The organism is Petrimonas mucosa (assembly GCF_900095795.1).
Classification (GTDB): domain Bacteria; phylum Bacteroidota; class Bacteroidia; order Bacteroidales; family Dysgonomonadaceae; genus Petrimonas; species Petrimonas mucosa.
The window spans coordinates 215054-228305 of sequence record NZ_LT608328.1 but is presented as its reverse complement, the minus strand read 5'-3'; the positions used below and the strand labels follow the sequence as shown (position 1 = coordinate 228305).

15 protein-coding genes and 2 tRNA genes are annotated in these 13252 nt (G+C 48.7%); 9 read left to right on the top strand and 8 right to left on the bottom strand.

The features are described from left to right. Together ING2E5A_RS00975 and ING2E5A_RS00970 are read right to left on the bottom strand one after the other, a co-directional pair. Window positions 1-73 (bottom strand) — tRNA-Lys (locus tag ING2E5A_RS00975). A 102-nt stretch (window positions 74-175) separates the two neighbouring features. After that, window positions 176-442, bottom strand: coding sequence for an HU family DNA-binding protein (locus ING2E5A_RS00970; protein ID WP_071135797.1), 267 nt, complete (start codon window positions 440-442; stop codon window positions 176-178). A 201-nt stretch (window positions 443-643) separates the two neighbouring features. Here ING2E5A_RS00970 and ING2E5A_RS00965 point away from each other — a divergent pair, with 201 nt between their 5' ends. The 8 genes from ING2E5A_RS00965 to ING2E5A_RS00930 all read left to right on the top strand — a co-directional run bounded on the left by ING2E5A_RS00965 (window position 644) and on the right by ING2E5A_RS00930 (window position 6780). Next, window positions 644-1408 (top strand): rhomboid family intramembrane serine protease, encoded by a 765-nt coding sequence (locus tag ING2E5A_RS00965; RefSeq protein WP_173652386.1) that lies wholly within the window; start codon window positions 644-646, stop codon window positions 1406-1408. Continuing rightward, window positions 1392-2276 carry a rhomboid family intramembrane serine protease gene (locus ING2E5A_RS00960; RefSeq protein WP_071135795.1) on the top strand — a complete coding sequence of 295 codons (885 nt, stop codon included), beginning with the start codon at window positions 1392-1394 and terminating at the stop codon, window positions 2274-2276. Before ING2E5A_RS00965 ends, ING2E5A_RS00960 begins: the two co-directional genes overlap by 17 nt. After that, window positions 2260-3387, top strand: a complete 1128-nt coding sequence (locus ING2E5A_RS00955) for an endonuclease/exonuclease/phosphatase family protein (RefSeq protein ID WP_083373111.1) — start codon at window positions 2260-2262, stop codon at window positions 3385-3387. The genes ING2E5A_RS00960 and ING2E5A_RS00955 overlap by 17 nt, the downstream gene beginning before the upstream one ends. A 49-nt stretch (window positions 3388-3436) precedes the next feature. Further along, a complete protein-coding gene (locus ING2E5A_RS00950; protein WP_071135793.1) occupies window positions 3437-3802 on the top strand; it encodes a 6-pyruvoyl trahydropterin synthase family protein in 366 nt (121 codons plus the stop codon). After that, the gene (locus ING2E5A_RS00945; RefSeq protein ID WP_071135792.1) at window positions 3783-4364 is read left to right on the top strand and encodes a 7-carboxy-7-deazaguanine synthase QueE; all 582 of its coding nucleotides are present in this window, start codon (window positions 3783-3785) and stop codon (window positions 4362-4364) included. Before ING2E5A_RS00950 ends, ING2E5A_RS00945 begins: the two co-directional genes overlap by 20 nt. 10 nt (window positions 4365-4374) lie before the next feature. Next, entirely contained in the window at window positions 4375-5289 is a 915-nt protein-coding gene (locus ING2E5A_RS00940) for a ribonuclease Z (RefSeq protein WP_071135791.1), read from the top strand. Window positions 5290-5367: 78 nt separating this feature from the next. After that, complete coding sequence (locus ING2E5A_RS00935; RefSeq protein WP_071135790.1) at window positions 5368-5688, top strand: T9SS type A sorting domain-containing protein; 321 nt, start codon at window positions 5368-5370, stop codon at window positions 5686-5688. A gap of 93 nt (window positions 5689-5781) precedes the next feature. Then, window positions 5782-6780 (top strand): aspartate-semialdehyde dehydrogenase, encoded by a 999-nt coding sequence (locus ING2E5A_RS00930; RefSeq protein WP_071135789.1) that lies wholly within the window; start codon window positions 5782-5784, stop codon window positions 6778-6780. A 13-nt stretch (window positions 6781-6793) separates the two neighbouring features. Here ING2E5A_RS00930 and ING2E5A_RS00925 read toward each other — a convergent pair whose 3' ends face one another. Then, window positions 6794-7564, bottom strand: a complete 771-nt coding sequence (locus ING2E5A_RS00925) for a metal ABC transporter ATP-binding protein (RefSeq protein ID WP_071135788.1) — start codon at window positions 7562-7564, stop codon at window positions 6794-6796. Next, window positions 7561-8457 carry a metal ABC transporter solute-binding protein, Zn/Mn family gene (locus ING2E5A_RS00920; protein WP_071135787.1) on the bottom strand — a complete coding sequence of 299 codons (897 nt, stop codon included), beginning with the start codon at window positions 8455-8457 and terminating at the stop codon, window positions 7561-7563. The genes ING2E5A_RS00925 and ING2E5A_RS00920 overlap by 4 nt, the downstream gene beginning before the upstream one ends. 107 nt (window positions 8458-8564) lie before the next feature. Between ING2E5A_RS00920 and mnmD the strand changes: the two genes are divergently transcribed. Then, window positions 8565-9233: a tRNA (5-methylaminomethyl-2-thiouridine)(34)-methyltransferase MnmD gene (mnmD, locus tag ING2E5A_RS00915; RefSeq protein WP_071138114.1), complete on the top strand. Its 669-nt coding sequence runs from the start codon at window positions 8565-8567 to the stop codon at window positions 9231-9233. Between the two features lie 5 nt (window positions 9234-9238). On the opposite strand, the gene ING2E5A_RS00910 is transcribed toward mnmD, so the two are convergent. The 4 genes from ING2E5A_RS00910 to ING2E5A_RS00895 all read right to left on the bottom strand — a co-directional run bounded on the left by ING2E5A_RS00910 (window position 9239) and on the right by ING2E5A_RS00895 (window position 13197). Further along, on the bottom strand, window positions 9239-10534 hold the full coding sequence (locus tag ING2E5A_RS00910) for a Y-family DNA polymerase (RefSeq protein WP_231960405.1): 1296 nt from the start codon (window positions 10532-10534) through the stop codon (window positions 9239-9241). Further along, window positions 10495-10935: a LexA family protein gene (locus ING2E5A_RS00905; protein ID WP_071135785.1), complete on the bottom strand. Its 441-nt coding sequence runs from the start codon at window positions 10933-10935 to the stop codon at window positions 10495-10497. Before ING2E5A_RS00905 ends, ING2E5A_RS00910 begins: the two co-directional genes overlap by 40 nt. Window positions 10936-11075: 140 nt before the next feature. After that, a tRNA-Ser gene (locus ING2E5A_RS00900) sits at window positions 11076-11162 on the bottom strand. Between the two features lie 58 nt (window positions 11163-11220). Continuing rightward, entirely contained in the window at window positions 11221-13197 is a 1977-nt protein-coding gene (locus ING2E5A_RS00895) for a hypothetical protein (RefSeq protein WP_179946773.1), read from the bottom strand. Window positions 13198-13252 lie beyond the last annotated feature (55 nt).

The following is a 13252-nucleotide window of genomic DNA, read 5'->3' as shown; positions in this document are numbered from 1 at the left end:
TGACCCCGGAGGGGCTCGAACCCTCGACCCATTGATTAAGAGTCAATTGCTCTACCAACTGAGCTACGGAGTCTGAAAAACGGCACAAAGTTACAGATAATTTTTTTTATATTGACAAAAATAAGGAGCAAAGTTCAATAACTTTACTCCTTATTTAGATCGGTTAACTAAATTATCAGAGGTTGGACAGTGCTGCACCTGCTTTAAATTTAGCTGCTTTCTTGGCCGGGATGTTGATGGCTTTTTTAGTGCGCGGGTTAATCCCTTTTCTAGCACTTCTTTGAGTCAAAGAGAAAGTTCCAAAGCCAACCAGGACAACCTTACCGCCCTTTTTCACTTCACTTGAAATTGTATCAAGGGTTGCATCCAATGCTTTTTTTGCATCAACTTTGCTGAGACCCGATTTTTCAGCAATCGCACTAACTAGTTCTGATTTATTCATAAGAAAACGTTAATAAAAAATTAAACAAACATTAATGTTAAGGTTTTCACCCATTTTAGCGCCAAATATAATGTATAATTTAAAAACAATCAAGAAAAAAGATAAAAAGTATTTGATTTTTTTAAAAAAAGGGAATAATATTGCAAAATTTCCACAGTGTACAAAAATATACGTATTTTTGCTTCTCATTTCCATTAGAGTATTATGAATAATTTTCGATCGGGATATGGCACTGTTTTGCCTCCGGTGACACTGAATATAATTATAATAAATGTTATTTTGTGGCTGGCTCAGGTTGTATTTCTAAGACAGGGTATCAGTCTGGCCGAGCTGTTCGGGCTCCATTATGTCTCATCCGAAGGTTTCCGGTTCTTTCAGCCGGTAACCTACATGTTCCTTCACGACAGCGGTTCGTTTATGCATGTTTTTTCCAATATGTTTGCCGTTTTCATGTTTGGCCGGACGTTGGAAATGGTGTGGGGTTCGAAACGGTTTCTCACTTATTACCTGGTAACCGGGATTGGAGCAGGTGTGGTGCAGCTTATAGTTGCCTTCCTCCGGATCCAGTCGATAAAGAGTGGTATGTCCGTTGAGGCGATTGAGGAGGTATATTCCCATGGGTATCAGCTGTTACAGCAGAACATGAACTATGTCGATGCGGTACAGGGTGGGCTCAACATTGCCTTGAACTCGGTTACGGTGGGGGCTTCGGGAGCAGTCTTTGGAATATTGCTGGCATTCGGGATGCTCTTTCCCAATGCCGAGCTTTTCATTATCCCTTTCCCTTTCCCCATCAAGGCAAAATGGTTTGTTCTCGGATATGGTGTCTTTGAACTTATTTTCGGTATCAGCAACTTCTCATGGGACAATGTTGCCCATTTTGCACACCTAGGCGGGATGTTGTTCGGGATATTCATGATATTGTACTGGAGGAGAAAAGAGGGGAATTATGGCTACTATCGTTGAACGGCTGAAGTATAGATATAAGAACGGAGATGTGCTGGTGAAGTTCCTTTTCATCAATATAACCGTTTTCTTTATTCTCAAGGTTATTGCCATCTTTTTTCTCCTTTTCAACCTCAACAGGGTCGATCTTATCTCCTTTTTAGGCGTACCTTCCGGTCTATCCCAACTGCTGAACCGGTTTTGGACCCCGTTTACCTATATGTTCGTCCATGAACAGTTGTGGCACCTGTTGTTCAACATGCTCTGGCTCTACTGGTTTGGACGTATCTTTCTGCAATACTTCACTGGCCGGACGTTGGGCAGCCTCTATGTTTTAGGCGGTTTGGGCGGTGCAATGCTCTATGTGGTTGCCTTCAACACGGTACCCTACTTTATCGTTATGGGAGACAGCTTGATGATTGGTGCCTCTGCAGCCGTTATGGCGGTGGTGATGGGGGCGGCTTTCTATCGCCCCAATGTTCGATTGAACCTGCTGTTTATCGGTCAGGTAAGAATTGTCTACATTGCCATTGCTGTTTTTCTGATCGATCTCTTCTCTTTGGGCAGTGGTGTAAATGAAGGCGGACATGTTGCCCATATCGGCGGGGCCATGGCCGGTTATATCTTTGCGCTGCAGTACCGGAAAGGGCGTGATATTACCGGATGGGTGAGCAGCCTGATCGACGGGCTGGTCAACCTGACAAAGCCGAGGAAGAGGGTGAAGATGAAGGTGGAGTACCGCAAACGGGAGACAGACCTGGATTATAACGAGCGCAGGAACAGTCAACAGGCGGAGATTGATGCCATTCTGGACAAGCTGAAGAAGTCGGGTTACAGCAACCTCACGCCGGAAGAGAAAAAGAAGTTGTTCGATGCCAGCAAAAAGTAGAAATAGGGTTTCAAGGTTTCGGAGGATGGTCCGGAATACCATATTCGCAACAAATATTGTCGCCATCCTCTTGCTGTTCAGCTCATTCCTCTCCTGGCGTGTCTCCCCGCTAAAGACCAACCTCTTTTCCTATATCGGCATTATGTTCGGTTTGATTTTCCTGGTCAACATTATCTATCTTTTCTGGTGGGTGACGTTCAAAAAGTGGAAACTGGCGTTTGTATCGCTACTCTCCTTGCTGTTGTGTTATAAACCGGTAACCACATTCTTTCCGATGAATATCTTCCCCGAGAAGGTCCCTGAAAATTGTCTGAAGGTGCTTACCTATAATGTGGAGGGTTTTGCCAACGAAAACCGGAAAGAGGCCCGGGAGCATCCAATCCTCGATTATATTGTCGAGACGGATGCCGATATCGTCTGCCTGCAGGAGTATCTGGTAAGTAAAACAGGTCAATCGATCAGGTCGCAACGCGATGTGAACCGTATCCTCAACAAGTATCCCTATCATGCTGTTACGGCATTGGAGGCCTCGGGGAGATACCACATCTACGGACTGGCCTGTTTCTCCAAGTATCCTATTGAAATGACTAAGGAGATCGTCTTCAACTCTTCATTTAATGGTGCTGCTCTCCATATCATAAATGTCAACGGGAAAAAGCTTGCCGTTGTCAATGTTCATCTCGAGTCGAACAACATCTCTGCGGCAGACAAGAAACTTTATGGTGATTTTATCCAGAATAGCGATGAGGTCAATCTGGAGGATGTCACGGCCAATATCCGCTCCCGGCTGGGAAGAGGTTACCGTATACGTGCCGGGCAGGTAGTCAAGGTGAAAGAGGCTCTTTCGGAACTGGATGTGGATGGGTCCATAATTTGTGGTGATTTCAACGATACTCCCATTTCGTATGTTTATGCACAGATGAGGCGAGGGATGAAGGACGCGTTTGCATCCACCGGATTTGGTCCCGGCATTACCTACCACGAGGATTTCTTCTGGTTCAGGATCGACAACATCATGCACAGTCCCAACCTGAAGTCATATAGGGCGAAGGTCGACAAGGTGCCCTATTCCGATCATTATCCGCTGACAACCTTTCTCAAGGTTGAATAATAGGCGTTTTCCCGATTGTTTTTTTTAATTTCGTATTTTTAAAACTATTATGTACAAGATAAGTAAACAGTTTGCATTTTCCGCCGCTCACTCGCTCAGCGGGTTGCCCGAGGATCATCCTTGTACCCGCTTGCACGGGCACAATTATGTGGTTACGGTACACCTCAGGGCCAATGAGTTGAACAGTACGGGATTTGTAAAAGACTACAACGAGTTGAGGGTGGTGAAGCAATATATTGACGAACACTTAGACCACCGGAACCTCAACGACATCATGCATCCGCTTAACTCTTCGGCCGAGAACCTGGCCCGGCTACTCTACGATATTTTCAAACCGATACTTCCCGAATTGTATGCCGTGGAAGTAAGCGAAACACCTAAAACATCGGCAATATATGAACCTGACGGTCAATGAAATATTTTACTCGTTGCAGGGTGAGGGAGGGAGAAGCGGTGAACCGTCCCTCTTTATCCGGTTATCGAAATGCAACTTGGCGTGCAGCTTTTGCGATACCGACTTTGCATTCGGGAAGAGGATGACACTCGACGAGATCCATGACGAGATCTCTCCCTATCCCTGCCGATGGATCATCTGGACAGGCGGAGAACCTACGCTCCAGCTTCGGGAGGAGATTGTGGCCTATTTCAAGGAGCGTGGATACAGGCAGGCCATTGAGACCAACGGAACACGTCGCGTTCCTGCAGGGATCGACTACATCACCTGTAGCCCCAAGCAGCAGTTTGAAAAGATCAGGGAGTTGATCCCGGAGGTGGATGAACTCCGTTTCCCAATGGCAAAAGGCGACCCCTTGCCAGATATTTCCATTCTTCCCAGGTCGAAACGTTACCTGCTGAGCCCAATTTTCGACGGCATGAACGTTGTTCAGGAAAATGTGGATTACTGTGTGGAGCTTATCAAGCAGCATCCGCAGTGGGGCCTGAGTTTGCAGATGCATAAACTGATCGGGATCAGGTAACTGTTGCGGCATGACACGTTTTGAAATTACGATTCTCGGGTGTGGATCGGCGATGCCGACTACCCTTCACAACCCCACCTCGCAACTGGTCAATCTGAATGAGAAGCTCTTTATGATCGATTGCGGAGAGGGGACTCAGCTTCAGTTGAGGAGGTATAAAGCCCGGTTAAACAAACTGCATAGCATCTTCATCTCCCATCTGCACGGTGATCATCTCTTCGGGCTTCCCGGGCTATTGGCTACACTGGCTTTGTTGGGACGAACAGGAGACCTCCATATCTATGCCCATAAGGAGGTAGAGCTGTTTCTCAATCCGTTCCTGAAGTATTTCGGGAATCAGTTCCCGTACAAGATCATCGTTATCCACTTGGATCCCCTTCACCATCAACTGATTTTCGAAAACAACGCAATCCGTGTTTTCTCGTTTCCATTGAAACACCGGATTCCCACTAACGGCTTTCGGTTCGAGGAGAAGGAGCGTCCGCGCCATATCAAGCGGGAGATGATCGATTTTTACAACATACCCTTAAGCAAGATCAACGAGATCAAGATGGGGGCCGACTTTGAGACTTCAGACGGAAAGCTTGTCGAAAACGAAATTCTCACCACTCCCCCGGCGCCGCCGCGGTCGTATGCCTACTGTTCCGATACGGCCTATTATCCGGAGATGGTTCCCTACATCAAGGGGGCTGACCTCCTCTACCACGAGGCTACTTACGCTGAAACCGAGCATGTGCGGGCAAAGGATACCTTCCACTCAACGACCCGGCAGGCGGCCGAGATAGCCAGGATGGCCAACGTGAAGCGGCTGCTTATCGGTCACTTTTCATCACGCTACAATGAACTGGATAAGTTGCTGAATGAAGCCTGCGCTGTTTTTCCCGATACCGAACTGGCTGACGAGGGGATGAAAATTGTGCTTTGAACAAGGCGAGTCAGCCATTTTTTTCCTACATTTGTATGATATTGAACACAAACCAGTTGGTGTGGTTGTCATTTATGTATGAGGAGGCTTTACCGGACAACGTTGTCTATATTCATATCTTTATGCGGGATAGGGCTTGACGGTATCTACGCACAGGACCAGAACAGGGTGAAGGTGGTGGAAGTGAGTGTGCCCGAACCGAAAATAAAGGTGGCTGAAAACCGGCTGATTATCGAAAATCTTCCGAAGGACGGAGTATTGGAGATCTTCAGCATTGTTGGCGTGAAGGTTCTTACCCGACAGGTGAAGGCCGGAAACAACGAGTACCCTCTCGATCTTCCCAAAGGATACTACATCATACGGATAGGGGATTTGGTTAAAAAGATATTATTGAAATAAAAAAAGCATACTTGAGTACAAAATGGTATAAAAACAGTTGCTTTTTTATACCTTTGTCCCTCCATTATCAATAATCACTAAACAGTTACTAAAATGAAAATTGCAATTGTTGGAACAAGCGGTGCTGTAGGTCAGGAATTGCTCCGCGTGCTTGATGCAAGAAATTTCCCTGTGGATGAGCTGTATCTTTTCGGTTCTTCCAGAAGTGCAGGCTCTACATATACTTTTCGCGGTAAGGAGATTACCGTAAAGGAACTTAAACATAACGACGATTTTAAAGGGATCGACATTGCGTTTGTCTCCGCAGGGGCAGGAACTTCGCTGGAGTTTGCCGAAACGATTACCCGGCATGGTGCCATCATGATTGACAATTCGAGTGCCTTCCGCATGGATAAGGATGTTCCGCTGGTGGTTCCGGAGGTTAATGCCGCGGATGCACTTACCCGTCCGAAAAATATCATTGCCAATCCCAACTGCACCACCATCCAGTTGGTTGTGGCGTTGAAAGCGATAGAAGGAGTCTCTCACATCAAGCGGGCACATGTTGCGACCTATCAGGCAGCTTCAGGAGCAGGAGCTTCGGCAATGGCCGAACTGGAGCAGCAACACAGGCAACTGGTGAACAACGAATCGCCAACGGTCTCGAAGTTTGCATATCAGTTGGCTTACAACCTGATACCGCAGGTAGATGTTTTTACTGAAAACGGGTATACCAAAGAAGAGATGAAGATGTATAACGAAACACGCAAGATAATGCATAGCGACATCGAGGTGAGTGCCACCTGTATCCGTGTTCCCGTATTGAGGGCTCATTCCGAGGCAATCTGGATCGAGACGGAACAGCCTGTATCGGTAGAGCAGGCCCGTGAAGCGTTTGCGAAAGCTGAAGGTGTTGTCCTGCTCGACGACCCGGATAGAAAAATCTATCCTATGCCCTTAAATGCTGCCGGACAGGATCCTGTTTACGTTGGAAGAATCAGAAAGGATATCACCAATCCCAATGGACTCACCTTCTGGACTGCCGCCGATCAGATCTGTAAGGGAGCTGCCCTGAATGCGGTTCAGATTGCGGAATACCTGATTAAGCAGTAGGGAGCTACTCCTCCTAGTGATCGTGGTCGTGCTGTAGCAGTACCCGGTGAGGAAGGGCCCCGTGGCCGATAATCTCAATGGGGCAAGAGTCATATGCCCCCATCAGCCACTCTTGAGAGATATTGCTTCCGCTGTGGTAATGCAGGGTCTGATTGACACAGGCAATGTTTTTCACCTGCGAGATAATGGTCCCTACATCGTGAGAGACCAGTACGATCGCGATCTCCCTGTTTATCTCGTCCAACAGTTTGTAAAAGTTGTTCTCGAACCGTTTGTCCACATACGAACTCGGTTCGTCGAGAATGATAAGTCTGGGGTTGTCGATAATGGCACGTCCCAGCAGTACGCGTTGCAACTGCCCCCCCGAAAGTTCTCCGATAGCCCTGTGCAACAGGTCCTCGACACCCATTTTCACGGCAATCGGCTCAACTCTCTGTTTATCTTCAGCCCTGTATCGTTTAATGAATTTACCCCGGAGTGTCAACCCGGAGAGAATCACCTCATGGACACTGATTGGGAACTTTTTATCGATTTGGTTGATCTGAGGCAGGTACCCGATATTGATATGGTTCACCCTTCTCCCATCCTCGAAAAACGAGATTCTGCCGGAGGAGGGAGCCTGTAATCCCATGATTGCCTTCAGCAGGGTAGTCTTTCCCCCTCCATTGGGTCCGATAATGCCCAGAAAATCGTTTTCAAATACGGTGAGTGAAACCTCTTTCAGTACATCGGGCTTATTCTCGTAACCGACATGCAGCTTTTCTATTTCAATGATAGGGTTCATCTCTCCTGTTTGGCTAAAAGTCGGGCAATACGGATCAACTCTTCGTCCCATGCATAAGCCAGCGGGTTGATGGTGTGCGATTGGGCTCCGATCTCACGTGCAATGACTTCGCTGTTTTTGATGTCAAACTCCTGCTGGACAAACACGGTCTTGATATTTTCGGCCCTTGCCAGATCCACCAGCTCCCTCATCTGGGCGGGAGAGGGATTCTTCCCCTCAAACTCGATGCTGTACTGTTCCAGGTCGTAGTCACGGGCAAAATAGGCCAGTGCGGGATGGTAAACGATGAAACTGCGGGAAGGAATCTCCTTCAAGAGCCCGGTCAATACCGAGTCGGTCTCGATGATCTTCTGTGACAGTTTTTCGAAATTGTCGCGGTAATAACCGGCATTCTCACCATCAATTTCCACTACCGCATTCAGCATGTTTTGCGAAAAAATGAGCGCATTCCTAGCAGAACTCCACACATGCGGATCTACAGCCTCTGCATGGTCGTGATCGTGTTCCGCATCCCCATGCGCATGGTCATGATCATGATGGTCATGTCCGCCGTAGATCAGCTCGATTCCGGTTGAGCAATCCACGATCTTCATATCGGGGTTGTTTTCGGCAAGCCTGTTTGCCCAGGCATTCTCATATCCCAGGAAACCGACTTTGAAATATGCCCGGCTCTCTCCCAGCTTTATCATGGCGGAAGGAGAGGGTTCGAAGGTTTCGGGGCTTGAACCCGGAGGAACAAGCGTGTTTACCTGAAATTTATCGCCTACGATCCGCTCCAGGAAATAGCGTTGCGGCTCGATGGTCACTGTCAGCACGTTTGCCTTCTTCTCCCGGCCGGGATGGCAGGCAAGAAGCAACAGTGCAAAAGCGAGCGTAAAGGAGTATCTGCTCATCCGGTTCTCTTTTTGGTTGATGTATCTGTTACAAAAATAAGATAAATAGTGCAACGGGAAAGGTATAAACAAAGATTTTCTAATTTTGTTTGCAGTTAATGAACAGCATGAACATCCAATTTGAAATAACTGAAGACGGTTCGCACACCTTTTTCGTCCCCGAACTGAACGAGCATTACCACTCTACGCATGGGGCCATACAGGAGTCGATGCACGTCTATATCGATGCCGGGCTCAGCTATTGTCTGAAAAGTGAAGTGAGGCTGCTGGAGATTGGTTTCGGGACCGGATTGAATGCGTTCCTCACGTTGTGTGAGGCGGAGGAGAGATGCCGGGTGGTAGATTACACGTCGATTGAACTCTATCCCGTTGCAGCGGACGATGCAGGAAAACTGAATTATGCCGGGCTGATCGATCCCTCGCGGCAGGCTCTTTTTAACAAGTTACACACGACGGAGTGGGAGATACGGAGCCAGGTTACACAAAATTTCTCGTTGCTGAAGATACGGCTCGATTTCAGCAATCCGTCGCTATTCTATCCGGAGAACAGCTTCGATCTTATCTTCTTTGATGCTTTTGCGCCCGACAAGCAGCCTGAAATGTGGACCCGGCAGGTTTTCGACAGGCTCTACGCCGTTTCGGCTGAAGGTGGCGTGCTGACAACCTACTGTGCCAAGGGAAGCGTGAGAAGAATGCTGGCAGATGCCGGTTTCGTTGTTGAGCGACTTCCGGGTCCACCCGGAAAGAGGGAGATGTTGAGGGCGGTCAGAAAATAGGCTTGCTAGTCGCATTTCACCTGCAAAATGTCCCGTATATCTGTGGTGTAACGCCTGGAGAGGTGCTGCTGATGCATCTTGAACATGCGTGCATCCTGAGAGGCCAGCCTGACTCCCCCCGACGGTGAGGCCTGGTTGATTTCGTCCAGCACCTTCATCAGCTCCTTGTGCCTGGGGTTGCTGTTCATCTCGGGAAAAAGTGCAGGTTGGCAGAGCTCTTCATCGATAAAGTTGTAGAGTGTTACCCCGGCTCTTTTGTAACGCATGCCCCTTGTGTAGATTCTTTTCAATCCAGATATGGCGAAATCGACAATCTCCAGTGTGGAGGATGTGGAAAAGGGGAACCTCACTTCGACGCTTTGCGAGAGCGGCTCTTCCGTATCCTTGAAATAGTTGGTTTGCAGAAACAGCACTAAGCGGCTGCAGAGCGATTGCTGTTTCCGTATCTTTGCTGCAGCCATTGCGGTAAATGTGACCACCCGCTCCCGTATCTCGTCCCACGTTTCGTACTCTGTTTCAAACGTGCGGGTAACCGAGAAACTCTTGCTCTTCTCCCCTCCAACAAACCCGATGCAGCTTGTTCCGTTCAGCTCCTTCTGCAGGTTTACGCCTGTGATCGTCATGTTTTTGCGTACCCACGACTCTGACATCCCTGCAAAATCGATGGCCTTGAATACTCCAGCCAGTTGGAGCTTGGCCGCGTTGCCTCTCCCGATACCCCATACATCCTCTATCGGCAACCACTTCAATGCTTTAATCCGCTTCTCTTCCGTATCCATCACATAGCACCCTCCCGTTTGCGAAGGATATCTCTTCGCGATACGGTTAGCTATCTTCGCAAGAGCTTTGGTGGGAGCTATACCCACGCTGATGGGAATTCCGGTCCATTTACCCACATGTTCCTTCATCTGCAATCCATACTCTTTCAGGGTGGCTATTCCCGACAGGTCAAGAAAACATTCATCCACGGAGTAGACCTCTTGCCGGGGAGAGTATCCCGACAGGATGCTCATTACCCTGCGGCTCATATCGCCGTACAGGGCAAAGTTGGCCGAGTAGACTGCCACGTTGTATCTTTTGAGCAGTTCTTCTACCTTGAAGGCCGGGATTCCCATTGCGATGCCAACTGCTTTCGCTTCATTGCTTCGTGCAATGACGCACCCGTCGTTATTGGAGAGAACAACCACAGGTCTGCCGTTGAGCGAAGGGTTAAAAACCCTCTCGCACGATGCGTAAAAATTGTTGCAGTCGATCAGTGCAATCATGGATGTCTGCAGATTGAGTAGGTAATGATGCCCCACACTACAAGCGTATTCTCCGACGTAATGACAATAGGCTTATAACTCGGATTGGAGGGTATAAGCGTACAGATCCCGTTTTCGAGGTGGATCCGTTTTACGGTAAACTCTCCTTCCAGGTAACAGAGAGCGATCCTGCCATGCGACCACTCCTCGGCCCGGTCCACAACCAGCAGGTCGCCATCGCTGAAATCTCCCAACATGGAGTTCCCCCTTACACGGGCATAAAAAGTGGCCTCAGGATGCCGGATAAGCAGCTTGTTCAGGTCGATCCGTTCGCTTACAAAATCGTCCACATTGGAGAATGGACCTGCTGCCACACTGCCTGCCATGGGGATCTTCACTTCTGAAAACTCAGGTTTGAAAATCTCAATTTGTGCCGATGTAAACAGTTTTCTCATCATGCAAATGTAATGTAAAATTGAAAAAAGAGAGTGTCTCAAGATAAATTTAACCTCCTGAGGAATGAATATTGGGATACCTTCTCAGAAGGTATCCCAATAAAAAGAGGGTGAAATCACATTGTGACCCACCCTCATCTCTGCGGAAAGAAAGGGATTCGAACCCTTGGTACCCGTAAGAGTACAACGGTTTTCGAGACCGCCCCGATCGACCACTCCGGCATCTTTCCTAATCAGGTTACAAAGGTACAATAATTTTGGATATTTGCACGCTTCAGACCCTGAAAGTTATTTCTTTAAAGCTGTCAACGCCTCTTTTGTCGACTTCAGAAGCGGCTCGATGGAGATGCCGGAGCCAACCGCATTCTTCATCCACAGTTGAGGAATGATCCGGCCCTGGGTGTACATCCGGTCCATCTCGTCGGCGAGATTCTTGCCGCGAACCTGTTGACCGATCTGAAAATCAATAAGGTGGCCCATGGGATAGTTGGGCAGATAGAGCGGATAATCGATCATGTGCGAATAGATCCCGAGCAACGTCTCATCTTTCCCTCCCAGCACGTCGGCATAATAGGTATTCCATACCTCTTTTGCGGCAGTTATTACCGCCTCCTTCAACTGGGCGGGAGTGGCATCGGGATGACTGTAGAGCCATTCCCATACGCGTATATCCACCAGGGAGACTCCCATGATCTCGTAACAGGCCCAGAAGTTGTCGAGAGCCAGGTAGTGTTCATCTTCAGGATTGGGATTTTTTAGTCCCAGCAACTCGAGATCCCTTTTCTGGAATAGGAAGGCAACAGCTTCGGTAAATGCGGTGTTAGGAACGCCGTTAAGCGTGTGGAAATCTACATCGTTCATGGTTATGGTCTGCTCTACCGTGTGACCGAACTCGTGTATGGCGATATTGTAACCCTTGTAATCCATGCCGTCCGACCCGATTCGGGTACGCAGGTGGGCGAAGTCGTTGCGCATCGTTGCACCCCAGGCATGTCCTGCACCGCGGGAGGGGTCTACTACGATGAGCGATGCGATTTCCTGGGCCTTTTCAGGCTTCCAGCCGAGCCTGATCAGGATATTGGGAAGATCCTCCTCCAACGCTTTCGGGTTGGAGTATTTCCTGGAGGTGATGGCTGTAAGCTCCTCTTCCGGAATCCCCCCACGTGCCTTGAACCCGTCGTACCAGATATCGAACGGTTCCAGTTTTCGCCCCAGGCGCGATTCGATGAAGGATGCCACCTCTTTCACTTCTGGCGAGGCGAGCAACCCCTTGAAAAGGGTCTCCACATCTTCCTGCCGGATCTCCATGGTGGCGTCGAAGGCGCGGGCGAGCTGGGTGGGGTAGTGCGGATAATAGCTGTCGAGCTGACGCATGGCGTGGAAATTGTTCAGGAAGACCCGGTACCGGGTATCAGGTTCGGGAGTGGCTGCTGTTTCGGCACCGTCTGCCGACAGCTGGTTTGTAACCGGATTCCAGATGAATCTATCGCTATTGATGACCTGTTGGGGAATAGTCTGGTCGATGATCCGCTTCATCACGGTGTAGATCATCCGTTGTTTCTCCACTCCTCTTGCAGTATCGGCATAGTTCGATTTCAGCTCGTCGCGCAAACCCCAGTGCGAGATCAGCTTCATGCCGTCGGGGAAGAGCTGCTCACCGTTCTCGTTACGCAGTTTTCCCATGAAAATATTGTAGTCGGAGATGTAGGCGTCAGCTTCGGTAATAGTTCCGGAGATTTTTTGCTGAACGGCAGCCGGCACCCGTGCCGTAAAGCGGTCGCCCATCCGGGCGTAGGCCCACTCTTTTCGCGACCATTTTTCACCCATCTCCGTCTTCTCCTGCAGTGAGTAGAAGGGAAAGTTCAGCGCCGTGATAAAAGCAATCTTGTTGGCATAGAGGTCATCGTTCAGGTGTGCAGTCACATCGTAGCCACCGAAAATCATATCTACAGGGGTGATCTCACCACGTTCCAGTTGGATGGGCTCTTTCAGCAGGAGATCGATCTTGTGGAAATATCCGTCCAACACTTCAAAGTTCCGTTCGAGCGTACTGAAGAGGATCTCCAGTTGCGCATCATCGGCAATAAAATGGTTCTTGCAAAATCCGGCAAAGGCATCTGCATTTCCATCCGACTCCCGCCAGAGGGAAGCTACTTGCCGTACACCTCGTTCGATGCGGAAATAAGAGGGTTCGCCCAACGAATCTTTCAGTGCTGAGACAACTTCGTTTTGCTGCGCTTCAGTAATAAAACCGGTATCTGACATCTCATTCTGTTTTTTTGATGGGTGGGTACTACAGGAAACAACAAAAGCCAAGAGT

Bases quoted from the DNA above. Each gene is read 5' to 3' on its own strand.
- ING2E5A_RS00970 (WP_071135797.1), bottom strand. From the start codon at position 442: ATGAATAAATCAGAACTAGTTAGTGCGATTGCTGAAAAATCGGGTCTC.
- ING2E5A_RS00960 (WP_071135795.1), top strand. From the start codon at position 1,392: ATGGCTACTATCGTTGAACGGCTGAAGTATAGATATAAGAACGGAGAT.
- ING2E5A_RS00955 (WP_083373111.1), top strand. From the start codon at position 2,260: ATGCCAGCAAAAAGTAGAAATAGGGTTTCAAGGTTTCGGAGGATGGTC.
- ING2E5A_RS00950 (WP_071135793.1), top strand. From the start codon at position 3,437: ATGTACAAGATAAGTAAACAGTTTGCATTTTCCGCCGCTCACTCGCTC.
- ING2E5A_RS00945 (WP_071135792.1), top strand. From the start codon at position 3,783: ATGAACCTGACGGTCAATGAAATATTTTACTCGTTGCAGGGTGAGGGA.
- ING2E5A_RS00940 (WP_071135791.1), top strand. From the start codon at position 4,375: ATGACACGTTTTGAAATTACGATTCTCGGGTGTGGATCGGCGATGCCG.
- ING2E5A_RS00935 (WP_071135790.1), top strand. From the start codon at position 5,368: ATGAGGAGGCTTTACCGGACAACGTTGTCTATATTCATATCTTTATGC.
- ING2E5A_RS00930 (WP_071135789.1), top strand. From the start codon at position 5,782: ATGAAAATTGCAATTGTTGGAACAAGCGGTGCTGTAGGTCAGGAATTG.
- ING2E5A_RS00925 (WP_071135788.1), bottom strand. From the start codon at position 7,564: ATGAACCCTATCATTGAAATAGAAAAGCTGCATGTCGGTTACGAGAAT.
- ING2E5A_RS00920 (WP_071135787.1), bottom strand. From the start codon at position 8,457: ATGAGCAGATACTCCTTTACGCTCGCTTTTGCACTGTTGCTTCTTGCC.
- mnmD (WP_071138114.1), top strand. From the start codon at position 8,565: ATGAACATCCAATTTGAAATAACTGAAGACGGTTCGCACACCTTTTTC.
- ING2E5A_RS00905 (WP_071135785.1), bottom strand. From the start codon at position 10,935: ATGATGAGAAAACTGTTTACATCGGCACAAATTGAGATTTTCAAACCT.
- ING2E5A_RS00895 (WP_179946773.1), bottom strand. From the start codon at position 13,197: ATGTCAGATACCGGTTTTATTACTGAAGCGCAGCAAAACGAAGTTGTC.